Source organism: Corynebacterium sp. (assembly GCF_030826625.1).
GTDB lineage: Bacteria > Actinomycetota > Actinomycetes > Mycobacteriales > Mycobacteriaceae > Corynebacterium.
The window spans coordinates 1-19,751 of sequence record NZ_JAPJNQ010000044.1; the positions used below are offsets into that span (position 1 = coordinate 1).

A 19,751-nucleotide genomic window follows, 5' to 3' on the forward strand; every position below is an offset into this window, starting at 1 on the left:
AGGCTGAAATCCCTGTGCTCATCGACGCTGGTATTGGCACTGCCTCCGATGCCGCACTGGCCATGGAGTTGGGCTGCTCCGGTGTGCTGCTCGCGAGCGCGATCAACCGTTGCCAAAACCCTGTCGCAATGGCCGAGGCCATGCGTCATGCGGTGATCGGCGGCCATTTATCCCGTGGTGCCGGGCGGATTCCGCGCCGCGAACATGCTCAAGCTTCCAGTAGCTTCGACGGGCTGGCTTCGTGGTCGGATCAAGTTCTCTAGCGAGTTAGCTAGGAACAACCGCCTTTCGAAATCTTTTGAAGGAGCAGAACAAGCACGATGGCTAGGCACACGCACAACGACACTGGTCGCGGCGCTGGTTGCGGCACTGCCGCTGGGTTCGCTGCTCACGGTGCTTCCAGTACTGGCGCTGAAACCCGCGGCTGGCAGGCAGAAGACGAAGCGCTTGCGCGCCTGCCACAACGCGAAATCCAGCGCACCGCCCGGCAGATGAACCTACCGGGGTTCGGGCCGGTACAGCAGGAGCGTGTGCATGACAGCCACGTGCTCATCGTCGGAGCAGGCGGGCTAGGATGCCCCGCCTTGCAGCAGCTTGCCGCAGCCGGCGTGGGAACCATTACCCTGCTCGATGATGACACGGTGGATCTCAGCAATATCCACCGGCAGATCCTGTTTGGTGCGGATGACGTCGGCAAGCACAAGGTTACGGTCGCCGCGGATCGTGCCCGCCAACTGCAACCAGATCTGCACATCCATGCCCGCGCCGAGCGTGTGCGCACGGATAATGTCCTCGAACTTCTCGATGGTGTTGATCTGGTTATTGACGGTTCTGATACCTTTGCCACGAAATACCTGGTAGCAGATGCTTGCGAGATCCTCGGGGTACCACTGGTATGGGGCACGGTGCTGCGCTATGCCGGTGAAGTAGCGCTGTGGCATTCTGGCCCGGGCAGCGCGAACCAACGTGGAGTGGGCCTACGCGATCTATTCCCGCATCAACCTGACGCGGCAAGCGCGCCGGATTGCGCCACCGCGGGCGTGCTCGGAGTGACGACCTCAGTGGTCGCTGGCCTCATGGTAACCGAAGCGATTTCCTACCTTGCCGGGTTAGATTCGCAGCCTGGTCGTGTGTTGAGTTATCAAGCGCTGCCGGCATCATTAACGAGTTTTCGCGTAGGCGCTGACCCCGCCCGCGAGCTAGTTGCCCAATTAGAGCAGTTCTATGGGGCAAGTTGTGCGGCACCAACTGGCCGTGCAAGCGGCGCTGGCGGTGCAAACAATACGGATGGTGCTAACGCTGCAGCACAATTATTGCAGCGCGTGCGCTCAGGTGCGGCGATCGCGGTTGACGTGCGCGAGCCACACGAAAAGTATTTAGCGGACTTGCCTGCAGATTGCCATCCCCTGCGGCTGCCGCTCAGCGAAATCACCGAGGCTAGCGACCTGGCTCGCATTATCGGCGACCACGACGAGGTTGTGGTCTACTGCGCAGCGGGTTCTCGCAGCCAACGCGTCGTCGAAGCGTACGGCCCAGAGTTGCCACACGTGCGCCTATTCAGCTTGCCGGGAGGCGTTGGTACCGGCTGAGCGGCTCGCCGCGAATATTCTAAAAGCCCACTTCCTGTAATAGGAAGCGGGCTTGTCGTGCCTCTACGCAATCATTACGGGAGGCGCGATAGCTTTAGAGGTATTCCAGAGCGTTAAAGCCACCGATAACCAAGCCAAGGCCGAGAGCCATGACAACGAAGAAGCCAATGAACGGCAAGTAAACCTCAGACATGTTTGAAGGCTGATCTTCGGCAGCCTTAAAATCCTGGGCCTCTTGTTGCCGTTCCTGCTTGGTACTCATGCTCTGCCCCTAAAAACTTGATTTAAAACTTGGTTGGACGCGCACCTGGGGCCATGATTACTTGCGCATCACACTTTTGGCCCCAGGCTTTCTTAACGACTACTAGTATACTGCCAGCTTCATGCAGAATCCAACAGGAGCTAGTGCGTTGGCCATCAGGAAGCGGCGAAACTAGGAACCAAAGCCGGCATTACGCAGCGCATCGGCCATTGAGCCGGCCGGTGCACCTGATTGCGGCTTCGATGACCGCGCCCCGCGACCCGGTTTAGCACCACGCGCCGCACGGCCTTGAGCACCACGTTTGCTCGTTTGCTTAGCGCCGTCACCAGGCTCATCGTCCAAGCGCAAGCTCAACCCAATGCGTTGACGATCAACATCAACGTCCATGACCTTGACTTTAACAATATCGCCGGAGCGCACCACCGTGTGCGGGTCAGACACAAACTTGGAGCTCATCGCAGAGATATGCACTAAGCCATCCTGGTGCACCCCGACGTCAACAAAGGCACCAAACGCTGCGACATTCGTCACGGTACCTTCCAAAATCATGCCTGGCTGCAAATCGGAGACTTTTCTCACCCCTTCTTTGAAGCTGGCGGTGCGGAACTCCGGACGCGGGTCGCGGCCAGGTTTATCAAGCTCAGCGATAATATCGGCAACGGTGAGCGCGCCGAATTCATCATCCGCGAATTGTGCCGGCTGCAACCGCGACAACCGTGACGAATCCCCAATCAGCTCACCGACGCCAACCCCAACATCAGAAGCGATCTTCTTCACCACCGGATAAGCCTCGGGGTGAACCGCGGAGGCATCCAAAGGGTTGTCACCGTCGATAATGCGCAATAATCCGGCTGCCTGTTCAAAGGCTTTGGGCCCCAAACGCGGAACCTTCGACAATTCTTTGCGGGTAGCGAACCGACCGTTCTCGTGACGGTAGGTCACCAGATTTTCCGCAACGGTCGCGTTCAACCCAGCCACCCGCTCCAGCAGCGGCACTGAAGCAGTGTTGACATCCACGCCCACGCTGTTCACCGCGTCTTCGACGACGTCGTCAAGCGCGCGTGCAAGGTTCGCTTGGTTCACATCGTGTTGGTACTGCCCGACGCCAATGGATTTCGGATCGATTTTGACGAGCTCGGCCAGCGGATCCTGCAAACGCCGCGCAATCGAGACTGCACCACGCAGCGACACATCCATCTCCGGCAACTCAGCGGCCGCCTGCTCTGAGGCGGAATACACCGAGGCGCCCGATTCCGAAACCACCACGACCTGTGGGCGCGCATCCAGCTTGCCGACGACTTCTGCCGCCAGCTCCTCAGACTCACGCGAAGCCGTACCGTTGCCCACCGCTACTAGCTCCACGTCGTGCTTTACGCACAATCCATGAAGCGTAGCTAACGCCTGTTGCCACTGTTTCTGTGGTTGGTGCGGGTAAACCACCGCGGTATCAACGACTTTGCCGGTGGCATCGACCACCGCGCATTTCACGCCATTGCGATACCCAGGGTCCATTCCCAATGTAGCTTTTTGTCCGGCCGGAGCGGCCAACAGTACATCGCGCAGGTTCGTCGAAAAGACCTTCAACGCTTCTTCTTCAGCCACGCTGCGCAGCCGGTTACGCGTATCAAGGCCAGCAGAGACCATCAGTTTGGTACGCCAGCCCCAGCGAACTGCTTGCCCCAGCCACTTCGAGGTCGCGGTGTCTAAAGCGAAGTGCTCTGCGATGAGGTGCTCAAAGCCAGCATCATCACCACCAGCAAATTCGAGCTGGATAACCCCCTCTGTTTCCGCGCGCAGCAGCGCCAAAATACGGTGAGAGGGCAGCTTAGTCAGCTCCTGGGAAAAATCGAAATAGTCGCGAAATTTCGCACCTTCGGCTTCCTTACCAGCGACTACCTGTGCGCGCAACTCGCCTTCGCTGTAGAACTTTTCACGAACTTGTCCGACCAGATCGGCATCCAAGGCGAAGCGGTCGACCAAGATCGCACGAGCACCGTCCAAGGCTGTTTTGGCATCGGAGTAGCCGTCGACAAGAAAATCCTGGGCGGCGGCTTCTGGGTCCAGCGAAGGGTTGTCGATCAGCGCGTCAGTCAGCGGCTCAAGACCAGCCTCACGGGCTTTGTCAGCTTTAGTTTTACGGCGTTTTTTGTAGGGCAGGTAGAGATCTTCCAGGCGAGCTTTGGAATCGCATTCGGTGATGGCCTTACGCAATTCGTCGTCGAGCTGGCCTTGTTCCTCGATCGCGGCGAGAATGGTTTCTTTGCGGGATTCGAGTTCTTCCAGATAATCAGCGCGCTGTTGGATGTGGCGCAGCTGGCTATCATCCAACGCCCCGGTGGCTTCCTTGCGGTAACGGGCGATAAACGGAACGGTGTTGCCTTCCGCGAGCAGGGAGAGTGCCGCCTGCACGCGGTTGGTCGCAACCTCTAATTCTTCGGCAATAGCACGTGCGATCATTAGGCTAAGCCTAGTTATTCGCCGCCGTCGTCACCACCTTGCCTGCTCTGTGGCTCCATCTCGCGCCCTGCCACTTGTTGGGAATCCTGCCGGGCTATTTGCTTGGCCTCGGCGAGTAAGGCGAGGTCTTGCTTCGACAGCGCAACCTGTTCCAAAAGCTCAGGACGACGTTGCCAGGTCCGCAGCAGTGATTGTTGCCTGCGCCATTGTTCGACTTTCCCGTGGTGTCCGGAAGTCAGAACTTCCGGGATTTCGTGGCCGCGCCACACCCGTGGCTTGGTATACGACGGCGCTTCCAACAGCCCATCCGAAAACGAATCTTCCTGGTGCGAACGTTGGTTACCCAACACGCCGGGGATCAGCCGCACGATAGCTTCGGCTATCACGAGGGTGGCTACTTCCCCACCAATCAACACATAATCACCGATGGATACCTCGCGCACACGGTAGCGGTCTGCGGCGTCGTCGATGACGCGCTGGTCGATTCCCTCGTAGCGGCCGCAAGCAAAGACAATATGGTGCTCATTCGACCAGGCTTGGGCATGTTGCTGGCTAAACACCGCCCCGGCTGGGCTAGGAACCAGCAGCAGCGGCGCATCCGGGGATTCTCCATCGCGGATATCGCGCCCGCTGTAACGAGCAGGCGCAGTACCAGCAAGTTCGTCGTGGGTGGCGCCATGGATATGCCGAGCTGCGGAATCCAGTTGTGTGGCTCCGCCACCGCCACCTTGAGCAATATCGTCGAGAGCAGGGCCCCACACATCGGGTTTCATGACCATGCCGGGCCCGCCACCGTAGGGCGAATCGTCGACAGATTTATGCACACCGCTCGCCCAGTCGCGAAGATCGTGCACACCAACGCTGATGAGTTCGCGTTCAATTGCCCGCCCGAGCAGCGCGTGGCGCAGTGGCTGCAAATATTCCGGAAATATCGAGACGACGTCTAGCCTCACAGGTCCAATAGTCCTTCCGGCGGGGTAATCGTTATGGTTTCAGCGTCCAGATCAACGTCGGCGATGAACTCGTCGACGAAGGGAACTAATGCATCACGGTCGTTGTCGAGTTTGATTTCTAGCAAACTCCGGTTGATGGTCTCGACCACCCCGGTGACTTCACCGATGGCTGTGCCCTCGTGCCAGACGCGCAGGCCTTCCAAGTCGTGGTCGTAATAGCCATCATCGTCGGATTCGTCAGCGGGGGCGAAAAATTCCATGCCGCGCAGCGATTCCGCGGTGGTACGGTCAGTGATTTCTGCAAAAGACACCAACAGCCGACCTTTGTGTGGCCGTGCACCGGTGATGCGCAACGACTGGGTGCGACCTGCCTGTCGACCTTCGACGACAGTCTCTGGGCTAAAACGACCTTCGGGGTCATCAGTGGTGGCATCCACGACTACTTCACCGCGAATGCCGTGGGTCTTTATTACTCGACCAATGCGTACGTCCATATTCACTAACCTAGCGTGTCCACCGCATAGGCTTGTCGACGGGCTGGCTCTGTGCATCGTCGGCAAGCAGCGCTCCCAAACAGCGCCATAGAAAAACCGCGTGGGCCCCTGGTGGGAACCTCACGCGGCAAAACCTCTGCCTTTGCAGCACCGAATTAATCGAGCTGCTGCGCGTCGCTTCTTCGCTAAACGCTTAGGCGCTGTTTATTCGTTGGACTCGGCCTCAGCCTCAGCTTCACCTTCAGCGGCTGCAGCCTTTTCAGCTTCAGCCTTTTCTTTAGCGGCCTTAGCTTCAGCTTCTTCCTTAGCCTTCTTCTTCTTTTCGGTGATGGCCTCGATGGATGGGCCGTTGTTAGCCTCTTCCAGAGCCTTGTTGAACAGCTCCAACTTGGAAGGCTTAGCTTCAGCGGTCTTCAAGGTTCCTTCTGCACCAGGCAGACCCTTGAACTTCTGCCAGTCACCGGTGACCTTTAGCAGTGCCAAAACAGGCTCAGTTGGCTGAGCGCCAACGGACAGCCAGTACTGAGCACGCTCAGAGTCGATGTCGATCAGGGATGGCTCCTGCTTTGGCTGGTAGCGACCGATAACCTCGATCTCCTTGCCGTCGCGGCGAGTGCGCGAGTCAGCAATAACCACACGGTACTGTGGGGTACGAATCTTGCCGAGGCGCTGCAGTTTAATCTTGACAGCCATTGTTGGCTCCTTTTCTTGATAGAGATTCACTGGGCAGTGCAGACACCTGCGTTAGCAGGCCGGTTCAACCCTTGGATTAGTCTGCGCGTGATCCCAACCGCGACGACCGTAGACGCACGCGGTGTTACGCAGATACACAGACAGCGATCAATCATAGCCCCTTAACTGCACAGGGGCAAACCTTGAGGTGCGACATACATCCACACCGCACAACGATCCGCCCACACCACAAAATGATGCACCCACACCACAAATAGGGAAGATCTTTCAGAAAGGATACAATACCCGGGAATGTCTTAACCGCGATTAGTCGACTGAGCCTATTGTGACCCAAACGCTAGACAAGCCTTCCTACCGCTATGACTTGGACGGCCTCCGAGGCCTTGCCATTGCTCTAGTGGTAATTTTTCATATCTTCGTCGGCAGGGTTTCTGGTGGCGTGGATGTCTTCTTGCTGCTTTCCGGTTATTTTTTCCTCGGCTCACAATTGCGTTATGCGAGCCGCGAAGACGCCTCGCTCAACCCGTGGTGGCCGATCTGGCGCACAATCCGACGCCTAGTCCCCGCACTGGCTCTGGTCATCGCGGTCACCGTCGTGCTGGTGTTCACGACTGCACCGTGGCTGATGAGCATCGATTTTGCCCAGCAGATCACCGCCAGCCTGCTGTACTACCAGAACTGGGAACTCACCCGGCAAGATGCCGCCTATGCCGCCGCTGCCCCGGAAATCTCTCCCCTGCAGCACTTGTGGTCAATGCCCGTCCAAGGGCAGTTCTATCTTGCTGCCATAGTTTTCGCCTTAGCGCTGGCCTGGCTTCTGCGCTCCCGCCGCTCACACATCAACCGGGTGGCCGGCCCGATTTTGATCGTCGTCACCGTGGCTTCCTTTGCGTATGCCTCTCGCTACGGCTGGTACGGCACACCGGAAAACTACTATTCGACGTTTTCGCGTGCCTGGGAGCTCACCCTCGGTGCCGTTCTAGTGATTTATGGCAGCAAACTCACGCTGCCGCGTTGGCTGGCCGACGTCACCGGCGTCGTCGGTCTGGTGCTGCTGTTTGCCACTGGCATCATCGTCGAAGACTCCACTGCCTACCCCGGGCCGCTGTCCCTGTTGCCCATCGGCGGCGCAGTCTTGTTGATCCTCGGCGGTAACGGTTATCTCGCTCGCGGCCTGGCAACCCGCCCAATGCGTTGGCTCGGCGACATCGCATACTCGCTGTATCTGTGGCACTGGGCCTTGTTGATCTTGGCGACGAACTACTGGAATCCAAGCCCAAGCGCAGTGCTGGGAGTCAGCATCATTGCCGTCTCGCTGCTGCTGGCGTGGCTGACCTTCCGGTTCGTCGAAAAGCCGCTGCGGCAGCGCAGCAAACGCCGCAACAAAAACTCGCCGAAGATAGTCTGGCGTGGGCAGCTCCGAGAACACCCAGGCAAAGTCACGGGCGCAGTCGTGACGGTGCTCGCCGTACTCGCGTTATCTGTTGTACAACCCTGGTGGGCCCAACGCTTGCACGCCGAACGCAACCAACCGTTGCCACCGGAGACGTATCCCGGAGTGCTGGCACAGTTTGACGCCGAGGCACCGGAAGGAATCGACACCGCGCCTGATCCGCAGCTGGTATCTAGCTTGCAGCCGGTCGTCTCTGAGGTGCATTGTTTCATGCCGAGGTCGTTTCCGTCCTCCACGGTGCAAATCGAGGAATCTCGCTACGGCGAACCGTGCGTTTTTGGCGACCATAACGCTGATAAAACGGTGTATTTAGTCGGTGGCTCACACGCGGAGCAATGGTCAGGGCCGCTGGATGCTCTCGGGAAAAAATACGGCTTCCGCCTTGAAGTGATGCTGCGCGCGGCATGCCCTATCGTGACCGGGCCGAAAGATCTGATCGTGGGAGCACACCAGATCGACGAAGATTGTTACGACTGGAGCCAACGGGTAATCGACAAGCTTGTCGACGAAAAACCCGACCTGGTGATCTCTAATTCCACCCGCCCCGTCGGCGAATACGGTCACGGTCCGGATTATGTGCCTTATGGTTATGCGGCCTTTTGGCAGGAACTTGCCGACGCCGATATCGACTTCGTTGGGCTGCGTGATAACCCGTGGGGCTTCCGGCCTGATGGTGAGCCCTTTGATTTCAGCAATTGCTTGGTCGAAGGTGGCTTGTGCTCGGTCGCGCGCAAGCAGGTTTACCAAGAACGCGATCCCGCCGAGCCGGTCTTAGAAGAACTAGGCATGAAATCTGTAGATACCGCGGATTGGTTCTGCGGACTGCGGCGTTGTGAGGTTGTGATCGGCAATATCGCCGTCTATCGCGATATGCACCACATTTCGAATGCATACGCGAAATCGGCCCAGCAGGTGCTGGAGCCGATTATCAAACGTTACGTGCGCTAGCGCTTATTTCTTACCGAAGTTCAGCTTGCTCAAGTCGATATTTTCCATGCCCGGCGGCATTTGCTGTTGCATTTGCTGCAGGTCTTTCATTGACGGCATTCCACCGCCCATAGGCATATTCGGCATCGCTGGGCCCTGGCCTTTGCCTTTCTTGCGTTTGCCCTTTTTGTTCTTGCGTCCCTTCGGCTTCTTCTTCGTCGCCGAACGCTTCGAACCCATGCCTGGCATGCCGAATTGGCCAGCCATTTTGCTCATCATCTTCTTGGCTTCAAAGAAACGCTCGACAAGCTGATTGACCTCAGAAACCTCGACACCAGAACCGGCAGCGATACGCTTGCGGCGGGAAGCATTGAGGATCTTCGGATCGTTGCGCTCGGCGGGAGTCATACCGCGAATGATGGCCTGGATGCGATCGAGCTGTTTTTCGTCGACCATATCGGCCATCTTCGACATTTGGCTGCCGCCCGGCATCATCTTCAATAGATTGCCGATCGGCCCCATCTTGCGGACCATCATCAGCTGATCGAGGAAGTCGTTCAGCGTCATCTCGCCCGAGCCAAGCTTGTGGGCGGCTTGCTCTGCTTTTTGCTGATCCAGATTCGCCTCAGCCTGCTCGATCAGGGTGAGCATATCGCCCATGCCCAGGATCCGGCTGGCCATGCGCTCTGGGTGGAAGACATCAAAATCGGTGAGCTTCTCGCCCGTCGAGGCGTACAGGATCGGCTTACCGGTGACCTCACGGATCGACAGCGCCGCACCACCACGGGCGTCACCATCCAGCTTGGTCAAGACCACACCGGTGAAATCGACGCCATCGCGGAAAGCTTCAGCGGTGTGCACGGCATCCTGCCCGATCATCGAATCGATGACGAACAGAACTTCATCCGGGTTAACGGCATCGCGAATATTCCGGGCCTGATTCATCAGGGTTTCGTCGATACCCAAGCGACCCGCGGTATCGATAATCACGACGTCATGCTGCGCCTTGCGCGCCTCCTCGATGCCCTGCCGGGCCACCTCGACGGGATCACCGTGGGAGGTACCCATTTCATGCTGCGAATCCATCGAAGTGCCAGGATCTGGCGCAAAGGTTTTCACACCAGCGCGTTCACCAACGATACGCAGCTGCTCAACCGCGCCTGGGCGTTGCAAGTCACAGGCGACAAGCATCGGCGCGTGACCTTTGCCTTCCAAGTGCTTTGCGAGCTTACCGGCCAGCGTGGTCTTACCCGCACCCTGCAGACCCGCCAACATGATGACGGTGGGCGGGTTCTTCGCCAGGTTCAGACGACGGGTTTCGCCACCGAGGATGTCTTGCAACTCCTCATTGACGATTTTCACGACCTGCTGTGCGGGGTTCAGTGCCTCGGAAACTTCTGCACCGACCGCGCGTTCTTTAATGCGCTTGATGAAGCCGCGCACGACGGTGAGCGAAACGTCGGCCTCCAACAACGCCAACCGGATTTCCCGGGCGGTGGCATTGATATCAGCTTCAGTCAGTTTGCCCTTGCCGCGAAGCCCTTTCAGGGCAGACTGTAGCCTGTCGGACAATGACTCAAACACGTCGTGTAACTCCCTACCGTTGGCATTTAATAGCTCTACCAGCCTAGCCGGTTTCACCCGCGCAGGTCATATCACCCCGCGCTAAGCGACGATCGTTGCGGGCTTACTGGCTAGTCGCGCTTTCGCGCCTGTCCGGTCTCCTGTTTGTACTGGAAATCCGCTGGGGAAACGAATTCACCTTCCCACACGTTGGCCTCGTTGTACTGCACGTCCACGATGGCAACGTGGCGGAGAATCGACGAACGCGAAATCAGGATCGAGCCAATAGCTGAGGTGCCCAGCAACAAAATAATCGCGCCGATACCGACGATCGCCGTCGACCAGCTCGGGTCAAGCAAGAAAACACCGATGATAATCATCGACACGCCGAAGCCGGATGCCGTCGATAAAACGGACATGCGGGCGTACACGTCACGGAATGTCAACATACCCGCACCACAGATGACGAAGTTCGCGGCGCCGATAAGGATGAAAACCGAGGAAATGATTTCCATAACGTCCATTAGCGAGCCCCCCTCAACAAAGCACGCGACAGCGAGACCGCCGACAAAAAGCCCACCACTGACGCGACGAGCATCAGGTCAAAGGTATAGCCTGATCCCTTCAAGAACCCACTGAGTCCCAGAAGAGCGACCAGTACGAACAGAAGGAAGTCGGCTGCAGAAACTCGGTCTGAACGCGTCGGGCCCACCAGCATGCGGTAGGCAGCCGGCAGAGCAGACAGCGCGATCATCACGATAGCGATTGCGATTACGGTAGTCATTTGGCGTCCTCATTCAGTCGCGGACGAAACATAATTCCTTTGAGCATGCGTTCTTCCATATCCCGCAAATCTTCACGTAGCTCATCGGCAGATTTGTTGTACATGCCGTGTACATACATGATGCGAACACCATCTTTGGTCTCGCCCGCACCAACGACGAGCGTACCCGGTGTAATGGTCACCAACGCCGCGAACAAGGTGTAGTGACCACCTTTGAAGCTGCGCGATTCATAGCGGGCCACACCCGGTGTGGAATCGTGCCCGCGAGAGATGATGTCACGAATCACCGACAGGTTAGCGACCACGAATTCTTTCAGATACCACAACCAAAAGCCGAGCATGCGGAATGGCCACGTCAAAATTTCCACTAGTTCTTCACCGCCTCGATATAGCTGGAGGTATCCATCAGGTTATTGGCGGCAACCTCAGAAAACTGCATCAAGTATTCGCCACCGACGCCCAGCACTAGGGTAATCACCGCGGTAATCACGGCTGGAGCAGCAAGCCAAAAACCGACCCGGGATTTCGGCTTCGTTGCCGTCGAAGTATTCGTCTCGGTCATGGTTTGGGAATCAGCACGGGTATAAGTAGCAACTCCTCCACCCAACGTCGCGTGCGCACTATCAGGATCTTGTCCAGCTGCTGGATCTGGAACCGGCGCTTTAGGGTCTCCCCAAAATACGCCGCCCCAAATCTTCAGCATCGACAATAGGGTGATTAGCGAAACCACAACCATGACGATCAGCGCATAAACCTCTCCGGCTTCCCAGGTTGCCATCATCAGCGAGAACTTCGCGACAAATCCCGAGAACGGTGGAATACCCGCCAGCGAGAGAGCAGCAACGAAGAATGCCACTGCCATGATTGGTTCGCGTTTCGCCATCGCCGTGACTTTGCCCAACTCCCCGGTGCCGTATTTCACTTCGATGGCACCGGTAGACATGAACAGCGAAGCTTTCACGATCATGTGGTGGACCAAGTAGAAAATACCCGCGGCCAATCCCAGCTGCGTGAACAGCGCGACACCAATCATGATGTAGCCAAGCTGGGAAACCATGTGGAACGCCAGGATGGATCGGGTTGTTTTCTCCCCGACCGCGCCCAAAACGCCAACCACCATGGTCAAGCTGAACAAGGCAATCATGATCCACAAGAAGCGTTCGTCGCCATCAAAGAGGACTGCGTAGATGCGGTAGATCATGTAGACGCCGACCTTGGTGTGCAGGCCGGAGAATAGCGCCGTGATCGCTGGGCTGGTGTACGGATAGGTCCGCGCCAGCCACGAATGCACCGGAACGATAGATGCTTTGATGAACATCGCCAGCAAGCAGACCGAACCTGCCAAGGCGACTGCAGGGTCTTCTTTCGCAGCACCAGCCAATTCAGCGAGGTTGATACTGCCCGCGGTGCCGTAGACCAGGCCGACGCCAACCATATACAGTGTCGAACCAAGCAGATTCGAGGCGATGAACAAGCGCATACCGCCAACTAGCAAGGAGCCGCCCCGGCTGTGAATCGTCAGTGCATACAGGCCGTACGACGGCAGCAGCATAATTTCCAGGCAGACGAAAAAGTTAAACAAATCGCCTGTGAGGATCGCGCCGAAGACTCCAGCCATCAAGATCAAGATCAATGGCGCGGAAAAACGCTGCTTTGTCAGACCCGAAGCGGCAGCAAACCACGCGCAGACCAGACCGAGCACAGCGGTGGTGACAAGCATCAGCACGGCGAACATGTCAGCGACGAACGGAATCGCATATCCAAAGCCCCACATGCCGATGCCATGCGCGAGAGTTTGTCCATCAGAGACCAGTGGGAACAGCGCCGCCGAAGCGACGACTGCTCCGATCAAGGTTGCAAACAGGACGATATCCTGCAGGAGTTGGAAGCGGTATCCAACAACCAGCACGCCACCCAAAATCAGTGGTAACGCAGTAAACAGTGGTAAGAGTGCAGCAATATCCATTACAGAACCACATCCTGCTCGCGGGCGAGGTTGATTTCTGGACGAGTGGCGTCATCTTTCTTGCCGATGGCCGCGGTAACGAACATCAGCACAGAGATGGAAAACGAAATCACAATGGCAGTCAACACCAGTGCTTGTGGCAGCGGGTCTGCTGCTTCGGCAACGGCGGCGGTGTCGTGGGTACCGAATGGTTCAGTGCGCGAGGCAGTACCGCCGGCTGCAATCAAGATCAGGTTGGCGCCGTGTGAAAGTAGCGTAAAGCCGAGTGCGATGCGCAGCATATCGCGGCGCATCATCAGATACACCGCGCAGCCGACGAGCAGGCCGGCAGAAATGGCGAGTGTCATGGTTTAGTTCCTTTCTGCCTGGGGTTCGGCTTCCAGGGACCGGTCTGCAAGATCCGCGTCCGCTCCTGGTTCACGGGCATCGGCCTCATCGGAGTTCAGCCGCGGCATGCCCAGTAGGTTGAATGCCGCGAGGATCATACCGATCACTGCCAGGTAGACACCGAGGTCGAAGAGCAGGGCAGTCGACAAGTGTAGGTCGAAGATGTGGGTATCGAGTGGCTTCAGGAAGGATCCCTCGATAAAGCCCAGCAGACCCGTGGTGACCGCAATGGTGATACCTCCACCAATGAGTGCCATGTATGGAAGGCGGATTTTTGCTTCTGCATTGGTTGGCGCGGCTAGGTAGACCAACGCAAAACCAGCAGAGGCAATCAGTGCGGCAACGAATCCACCACCTGCTTCGTTGTGGCCCCGGAAGAACAGCAGGATCGACAAGGCGACGATGATCGGCCCAACCAGCTTCGAGGTGGAACGCAAGAAGACGGAATTCGCGCGGGAATCGATCAGTGGAGAGGCTTTATCCATGTGAGTGTCGTGGACTGCAAGCAAGCGGTTGTTCGACAGGAGCACGGCAATCGCAATGCCTGCAACGCCAAGTACCGTCAACTCACCTAAGGTATCGAATGCACGGAACTCCACCAAGATGACGTTGACGATGTTTGATCCGCCTGTGAGTTCTTCGGTCTCACGCAAGAAGTATTCGGAAACGTCGGAGATTTCACGTCGGCCGGTCAATGCCAGCACAGCAAGCATCGTGGAAACACCCACGGCGACCGAGAGCACGATGGACCAGAAGTGGGAACGGCGTGTATCCGGCGTGAAGTGGTCGGGCAAACGGTGCAAGATCAGCACAAGAACGCAGACCGTCAAGATTTCGACTGTCAGCTGGGTGTTGGCTACATCGGCAGCACCCAAAATGTAGAACCAGAGACACATGCCGAACCCAGCGATCGATACGACAACAACAACCGTCAATCGAGATTTCGCCATCACGGTGGCGATACAGCCCATCGCGACCAGCAAAACAAAAATCCAGTCGATGGCCCAAGCACGCTCTCCGATGACCTCAGGAAGATCATTGAGGGTGAAGATACCGATGACGGCCAGCCCGATAACGCCGAGCAGTGGAAGAACCAGGTGGCGACGCATCGAGGTCGTGCCGGTTGCTGCAGTGAAGTATTTGTTACCGGTATCGATAATTCCTTGACGCAGGAATTCAACAACGTAAAGACCAGTCACTGGCGCGCCGAAGACGGACATCGCGCGGAAGAGCTGATCTCGATTAAGCACAAGTACTGTACCAACGACGATGATGAGCGCAGACATGCCCAATGCCATGTTGAAGCCATGCCAGATCGCTAGGTGCACGTGTTGATCCGCGCCGGTTGCGGCTAGCGCGGCATCGTCGACAAGACCGTCGACCGCGCCTGGGTACAGACCCAGCGCCAGCGTGAGTGCTGCCAGCAGAGCTGGGATGATCCAGAAACTTGGGGCAGCTTCGGCAACGTGCTTTTCGACCTCTGCGTTTTTACGGGCACCGAATACTCCGATGATGTACTTGAAGGAGTACACGAAGGTAAACATGGAGGTCAGTACGACGCCGGCAGTAATAATGACGTTAATGTGATCGCCGAATGGCGCTGCTAACGCCGCCTCGATCAGGCCCTCTTTGGAGACAAACCCGAACAGCAGCGGGATGCCAGCCATCGACGTAGCTGCAATGACGACAAGCGTTTTCGTCACCGGCATGTTCGTGCGAATATCACGCAACTCGGAATACGAGCGTGTTCCGGATTCGTGTTCCACAATGCCAACCGACATAAACAGCGCTGCCTTAAAGCAGGCGTGTGCTATGGTGTGCACGATCGCTGCTGTCAACGCTGCTTCAGTGCCAATACCGACGGTGGCGACCAACAAGCCCAGCTGTGACATCGTGGAATATGCCAGCAGTTCTTTGAGGTCATCGCGGGTGACTGCAGTCATCGCACCGAAGGCGGCGGTGAACAAACCGCTGACAATCAGTAGGACATTCCAGATTGCAACTTCACCGAGCAGCGGCGAGTAGCGCAGGATGAGGTAAATGCCCGCCTTAACCATCGCGGCGGCGTGCAGGTACGCCGAGACCGGTGCGATAGCGACCATAGAATCTGGCAACCAGGCCTGGAATGGGAACTGTGCAGACTTGGTGAATGCTGCACCAGCTATAAGCATAGCCACTGCAGTCAAGACTCCAGGGTTGTCTGCCCAGTAGTCGGAGGCAATGATTTCGCTGAGCTGCAGTGTGCCGGTGGACACCGCCATGATGATGGTCGCTGCCAATAGCAGCAGACCACCGAGCACCGTGACAAGTAAAGTCCGGATGGCTGGCTGGTGTCCTTTGACTCCCGAGTTACCGATGAGGAAGAACGAACACAGCGTCGTCATCTCCCAGGCAACGTAGAACACGAAGACGTTATCCGTGGTAACCAACAACGCCATCGCTGCGGCGAAGCCGGTGATGAAGAAATAGAACGCGGAGTCTTTGTGGTGCAGGTACCGCGTGGAATACATCAGCACCCCGGCGCCGATCACGAGGACCAGCAACAGGAATACGAACGATAAACCGTCGAGGCGGATATTAAAATCCACCCCGAGCGAAGGAATCCACGGCACCGATTCTGTGTGCATCCCGTCATAAACGGAGACCGTCATGACGGTCGCAATGATTAGCGGTAGAGCCAACACCCAACCCGCGTTTCGGCCTAGTAGGCGCGAAAGCAGCGGGGCGCTGGCCACCGTCACCCCGAGTAGCGCTAGTAAGGAAAAAATCATCGTCGATTAGAATATCACGGTTGGCTAATGTTCATTTCCCAGGAGTGCGTCGACGAAGGATTCGATTTCAAATGGTGCTAAATCATCCGCACCCTCACCGAGTCCGACCAGTTTAACTGGCACTCCGAGTTCTTCTTGTACCTGGAATACGATTCCGCCTTTCGCGGTACCGTCAAGCTTGGTCAGTACAACACCACTGATGTCTACGACTTCGCGGAATATGCGTGCTTGCGATAAACCGTTTTGTCCGACGGTGGCGTCGATTACGAGCAAGACTTCGTCGACGGCTGCCTTCTTTTCGATGACACGCTTGACCTTACCCAGCTGATCCATCAGGTTATTCGAGGTGTGCAAGCGGCCGGCGGTATCCACCAGCACCACATCAACCCCCTCATTGACCCCCGTCGCGACGGCATCGAAAGCGACCGAGGCTGGGTCTGCCCCTTCTGCCCCACGCACGGTTGTCGCCCCGACTCGACGTCCCCAGGTTTCGAGCTGGTCAGCGGCGGCCGCACGGAAGGTATCGGCTGCGCCGAAGACGACGTTATGGCCCATCGCAACCAGGACGCGCCCGAGTTTGCCGGTAGTGGTGGTCTTTCCGGTGCCGTTAACTCCGACGATCATGGCGACGGCTGGTTTACCGTCGTGCGGCATGGCCTTGATGGAGCGGTCCATTTCGGGCTTGCCGACCTCAATCAATGCCTCGCGTAGCATTGCACGCGCTTCTGCTTCGCTGGAGACACCGCGCTCGGTAATCTTCTCGCGCAGCAGTTCTGTGACTTTCATGGTGGCATTGGTGCCCAGATCGGCCATGATCAGGGTATCTTCGATTTCTTCCCAGGCATCGTCGTCAAGGTCACCGGCGGTCAACAGACCGAGCACACCTTGGCCGATGGCATTTTGAGATTTCGAGAGCCGTCCCCGCAGCTTCGATAGGCGCCCGGTTGCTGGGGCAATTTCCTCCTGCGGCTGCGGCGCTGGTTCTGCGGCTGGCGCTGGCTGCTCTGCTGGCTCTGGCTGCTCTGCAGGAGCTTCTACAACGTCTTGGCTTGCCTGTTCTGTTGCTGGTGCCTGTTCAGGTTCAACCTGTTCGGTCTCATCCTGCTCAGTCTCGGGTTCGCCCGATACTGGTTCTTCTGGCTCAGCTTCCGAACGTTCGGTCTCCGCAGGCTCTGTGGTTTCAGGCTCGGCGGCTGGCTCTGGTTTGGTTTCAGGCTCTAGTTCGGCCTTAGCTTCCTGCTCGGGATCAACCAGCGGCTCAGGCTCTGGCTGAACCTCCGTCGCGGGTTTCGCTACCGGCTGCTTCTCTCCTGCCCCACCGGGGGCAAAATTAAAACCACCGGTCGCTTGATAATTACCGGATTTTTGCTGTTGCGTCAGCTCTTTCGGCTCATCCGACTCATCAGCGCCAAAGCTCACCGTCTTCGATTTTTTACGCTTGGTGCCGACGATCAAAGCAATGATGACGATCAGCGCCACCACAACGGCAGCAACGATCACCCAAAATGCGACCGCGTTGTTGGTCGCAAAATCCACGAGGCTATCCCACCATGATTCTGAAGTATTCATGATCTCCATTCTGACAGCCTTCCTTATTTTTTACATGTGTAGCCCTCGAATTGGCACTCTGTTTTTCCCTGCGCAGCTTCGCACCGGGTGCCCTCTCGGCTGCCACCGACTGATTCGTGGCGAATCTTCCATCGGCATACCTATGCCCGACCCTTCCGGAGTTCGGGTCTCTTTCTGCATGCCCCATATTGTTATGACCATTGTGTTTGTCGTTGTTATCTGTATGATGTGCCCGACAAAGCAACGTCATATTTGCAATATCAGTTCTGCCACCGGCAATCCAAGGATCAAGATGATGAACATCGCATTCGTACCAATACGTCGAACATCCGGGGTGCGTGCACGTTAATTCCGTGGTCGCAAGCGCTAATTTCTGATACAAACTAGCGTTTCTTCTCCCCTTCGCTAATGCCAACGGCAACGAACCGTTAGGCGTGGTCAGCGAAACAAAGTCATGAGCTGCTGCCCCGAGCGCGAGCAGGTCTTGCGGGGTGAGTTGATCACCGGTACCGGTGGTCAGCAACGTCGAGCCGGTCATGTTTTCCAGTTCCGCAACGGTAGTGGTCACAATAATGCTGCTGACTCCGCCATTGCGGTGCTGCCGGTAGCGATCGACGTTCAGGCACAGGTCCGCAATCTTGTCGACGCGTCGCTGCGCGAGCGTGCGTGAATCGCTAGATTCATCGCGTGGTGCAGCACCACAACCAATTACTGCTTTGATGACTGCCGCACGCTTAGCATCCAAATATCCCGAAAAGCGCACGCCACCATATTTATCTGGTTCAGAAAAACGTAAGCCGCGCCGCCGAGTCGATTCAGCCCGCCCACGGGTTAGTGCACGATCGTCAACATCACCATTCGCGGTACGGATTCGCTCCACCAACCACGCGCGAAGGTCTCTCAGATCGCGTCCGCCACGAAATTCCACAATCGCTTCCTGCATAATCTGTACCGGCGACACCAATGCAAACGGCAACAGCTGTTTTGCTTCACGACGAATCATCGCCAACACATGTTCCGGAACAGGGGCTTCGAGTTGCTCTTGAATGCTGTTCGCCTGGGCGGTGCGCGTGTCATTGTCACGCTTTTTCATCTGTTCGCGAATGTGCAGACGTTGCTCACTATCGATCCCGAGCTCGGCTAATTTCTCTTCGTCGATTTTCGTATTCGGGACGTCGAAAAGCAGGGCCGCCTGGTCTACCCGCCCCTGCGCCATTGCACGTGAAAGACCAAGCACCTGCATGAGGTACTGAATGGTTTTTGACGATCCAACAATTCGCCCAGCATCAGCTTGCGCAGCCGCCTGTGCAAAATACGCATCCAGCAAGGCCTTTTTCGCCACGGTTGCCTCTAGTTTTTCGAATGCCGCTCGGAGTTCGTCAAATTCCACAGCCGCGTCATCTGCCCCGTCGCCTGCCGCGCAGTCTGCCGCCTCGGGACCTACAGTCAACGAAAGGAGCTGGTCAAACCCGCTCGTGATCTGCTCGACGATTGCCAGTAGTTGCGGCGGTTGCGGCGCTTTATCCGCACGAAGAGAGGTATGCTCACGCCCAGATACAACGTGTAGATTCTGCATCGCGTGAACTCCCCTCCCGATTACTGTGTGGCGGTCAGCCGCTACGGCACCGCCTGCGACGGCGCTAGATAATAACGGCGCTAAATAACAACGCTAGATAACGCCGCCCCATAAAAACTGCGTTAAGAACTATGTTAAGAACGACGTTAAAAACTACGTTGCTCTCATTCTATCGCAATAAGATTCGAACGCAAAGTCCAGGCGGAAATTGACTGCCATCAATTTTGGGGGCAGAAAAACCAACACCCCAGGGAACCTTCCAGCTCAGCTACCCCAAACCCCGCATCGAACCAACACAGTCACCAGC

The 19,751-nt window shown here is 57.0% G+C and carries 16 protein-coding genes and 1 pseudogene; 3 read left to right on the top strand and 14 right to left on the bottom strand.

Annotation, left to right across the window (positions count from 1 at the left end; genetic code table 11):
* Window positions 1-263, top strand: a pseudogene (locus RCH87_RS06685) (thiazole synthase); the annotation flags it as partial.
* Between the two features lie 57 nt (window positions 264-320).
* A complete protein-coding gene (locus RCH87_RS06690) occupies window positions 321-1,589 on the top strand; it encodes a ThiF family adenylyltransferase (protein ID WP_306515938.1) in 1,269 nt (422 codons plus the stop codon).
* A gap of 94 nt (window positions 1,590-1,683) precedes the next feature.
* Here RCH87_RS06690 and RCH87_RS06695 read toward each other — a convergent pair whose 3' ends face one another.
* The 5 genes from RCH87_RS06695 to rpsP form a co-directional block, all read right to left on the bottom strand.
* The gene (locus RCH87_RS06695; protein WP_306515939.1) at window positions 1,684-1,851 is read right to left on the bottom strand and encodes a hypothetical protein; all 168 of its coding nucleotides are present in this window, start codon (window positions 1,849-1,851) and stop codon (window positions 1,684-1,686) included.
* Window positions 1,852-2,022: 171 nt separating this feature from the next.
* Window positions 2,023-4,308, bottom strand: a complete 2,286-nt coding sequence (locus RCH87_RS06700) for a Tex family protein (protein ID WP_306515940.1) — start codon at window positions 4,306-4,308, stop codon at window positions 2,023-2,025.
* Between the two features lie 14 nt (window positions 4,309-4,322).
* Window positions 4,323-5,261, bottom strand: a complete 939-nt coding sequence (gene trmD / locus RCH87_RS06705; protein ID WP_306515941.1) for a tRNA (guanosine(37)-N1)-methyltransferase TrmD — start codon at window positions 5,259-5,261, stop codon at window positions 4,323-4,325.
* Window positions 5,258-5,755, bottom strand: coding sequence for a ribosome maturation factor RimM (rimM, locus tag RCH87_RS06710; RefSeq protein WP_373690942.1), 498 nt, complete (start codon window positions 5,753-5,755; stop codon window positions 5,258-5,260). Before rimM ends, trmD begins: the two co-directional genes overlap by 4 nt.
* Before the next feature lie 204 nt (window positions 5,756-5,959).
* Window positions 5,960-6,448: a 30S ribosomal protein S16 gene (gene rpsP / locus RCH87_RS06715; RefSeq protein WP_306515943.1), complete on the bottom strand. Its 489-nt coding sequence runs from the start codon at window positions 6,446-6,448 to the stop codon at window positions 5,960-5,962.
* Window positions 6,449-6,773: 325 nt separating this feature from the next.
* Between rpsP and RCH87_RS06720 the strand changes: the two genes are divergently transcribed.
* Window positions 6,774-8,849 (top strand): acyltransferase family protein, encoded by a 2,076-nt coding sequence (locus RCH87_RS06720; RefSeq protein ID WP_306515944.1) that lies wholly within the window; start codon window positions 6,774-6,776, stop codon window positions 8,847-8,849.
* A gap of 3 nt (window positions 8,850-8,852) precedes the next feature.
* On the opposite strand, the gene ffh is transcribed toward RCH87_RS06720, so the two are convergent.
* The 9 genes from ffh to RCH87_RS06765 all read right to left on the bottom strand — a co-directional run bounded on the left by ffh (window position 8,853) and on the right by RCH87_RS06765 (window position 19,444).
* On the bottom strand, window positions 8,853-10,412 hold the full coding sequence (gene ffh, locus RCH87_RS06725; RefSeq protein WP_306515945.1) for a signal recognition particle protein: 1,560 nt from the start codon (window positions 10,410-10,412) through the stop codon (window positions 8,853-8,855).
* Between the two features lie 110 nt (window positions 10,413-10,522).
* Entirely contained in the window at window positions 10,523-10,915 is a 393-nt protein-coding gene (locus RCH87_RS06730) for a monovalent cation/H(+) antiporter subunit G (protein ID WP_306515946.1), read from the bottom strand.
* Entirely contained in the window at window positions 10,915-11,175 is a 261-nt protein-coding gene (locus tag RCH87_RS06735) for a monovalent cation/H+ antiporter complex subunit F (protein WP_018119796.1), read from the bottom strand. The genes RCH87_RS06730 and RCH87_RS06735 overlap by 1 nt, the downstream gene beginning before the upstream one ends.
* Entirely contained in the window at window positions 11,172-11,543 is a 372-nt protein-coding gene (locus tag RCH87_RS06740; RefSeq protein ID WP_306515947.1) for a Na+/H+ antiporter subunit E, read from the bottom strand. The genes RCH87_RS06735 and RCH87_RS06740 overlap by 4 nt, the downstream gene beginning before the upstream one ends.
* Entirely contained in the window at window positions 11,543-13,141 is a 1,599-nt protein-coding gene (locus RCH87_RS06745) for a monovalent cation/H+ antiporter subunit D family protein (protein WP_306515948.1), read from the bottom strand. The genes RCH87_RS06740 and RCH87_RS06745 overlap by 1 nt, the downstream gene beginning before the upstream one ends.
* Window positions 13,141-13,488 (bottom strand): sodium:proton antiporter, encoded by a 348-nt coding sequence (locus tag RCH87_RS06750; protein ID WP_306515949.1) that lies wholly within the window; start codon window positions 13,486-13,488, stop codon window positions 13,141-13,143. The genes RCH87_RS06745 and RCH87_RS06750 overlap by 1 nt, the downstream gene beginning before the upstream one ends.
* A 3-nt stretch (window positions 13,489-13,491) precedes the next feature.
* Window positions 13,492-16,299 carry a DUF4040 family protein gene (locus tag RCH87_RS06755; RefSeq protein WP_306515950.1) on the bottom strand — a complete coding sequence of 936 codons (2,808 nt, stop codon included), beginning with the start codon at window positions 16,297-16,299 and terminating at the stop codon, window positions 13,492-13,494.
* Window positions 16,300-16,323: 24 nt separating this feature from the next.
* A complete protein-coding gene (ftsY, locus tag RCH87_RS06760) occupies window positions 16,324-17,877 on the bottom strand; it encodes a signal recognition particle-docking protein FtsY (RefSeq protein WP_306515952.1) in 1,554 nt (517 codons plus the stop codon).
* Window positions 17,840-19,444: an HNH endonuclease signature motif containing protein gene (locus RCH87_RS06765; RefSeq protein ID WP_306515953.1), complete on the bottom strand. Its 1,605-nt coding sequence runs from the start codon at window positions 19,442-19,444 to the stop codon at window positions 17,840-17,842. Before RCH87_RS06765 ends, ftsY begins: the two co-directional genes overlap by 38 nt.
* Window positions 19,445-19,751: the final 307 nt, after the last annotated feature.

Excerpts from the sequence above, each read along its gene's own strand:
- RCH87_RS06690 (WP_306515938.1), top strand. The coding sequence starts at position 321 with ATGGCTAGGCACACGCACAACGACACTGGTCGCGGCGCTGGTTGCGGC.
- RCH87_RS06695 (WP_306515939.1), bottom strand. The coding sequence starts at position 1,851 with ATGAGTACCAAGCAGGAACGGCAACAAGAGGCCCAGGATTTTAAGGCT.
- RCH87_RS06700 (WP_306515940.1), bottom strand. The coding sequence starts at position 4,308 with ATGATCGCACGTGCTATTGCCGAAGAATTAGAGGTTGCGACCAACCGC.
- rimM (WP_373690942.1), bottom strand. The coding sequence starts at position 5,755 with ATGGACGTACGCATTGGTCGAGTAATAAAGACCCACGGCATTCGCGGT.
- rpsP (WP_306515943.1), bottom strand. The coding sequence starts at position 6,448 with ATGGCTGTCAAGATTAAACTGCAGCGCCTCGGCAAGATTCGTACCCCA.
- RCH87_RS06730 (WP_306515946.1), bottom strand. The coding sequence starts at position 10,915 with ATGGACGTTATGGAAATCATTTCCTCGGTTTTCATCCTTATCGGCGCC.
- RCH87_RS06735 (WP_018119796.1), bottom strand. The coding sequence starts at position 11,175 with ATGACTACCGTAATCGCAATCGCTATCGTGATGATCGCGCTGTCTGCT.
- RCH87_RS06745 (WP_306515948.1), bottom strand. The coding sequence starts at position 13,141 with ATGGATATTGCTGCACTCTTACCACTGTTTACTGCGTTACCACTGATT.
- RCH87_RS06750 (WP_306515949.1), bottom strand. The coding sequence starts at position 13,488 with ATGACACTCGCCATTTCTGCCGGCCTGCTCGTCGGCTGCGCGGTGTAT.
- RCH87_RS06755 (WP_306515950.1), bottom strand. The coding sequence starts at position 16,299 with ATGATTTTTTCCTTACTAGCGCTACTCGGGGTGACGGTGGCCAGCGCC.
- ftsY (WP_306515952.1), bottom strand. The coding sequence starts at position 17,877 with ATGGAGATCATGAATACTTCAGAATCATGGTGGGATAGCCTCGTGGAT.
- RCH87_RS06765 (WP_306515953.1), bottom strand. The coding sequence starts at position 19,444 with ATGCAGAATCTACACGTTGTATCTGGGCGTGAGCATACCTCTCTTCGT.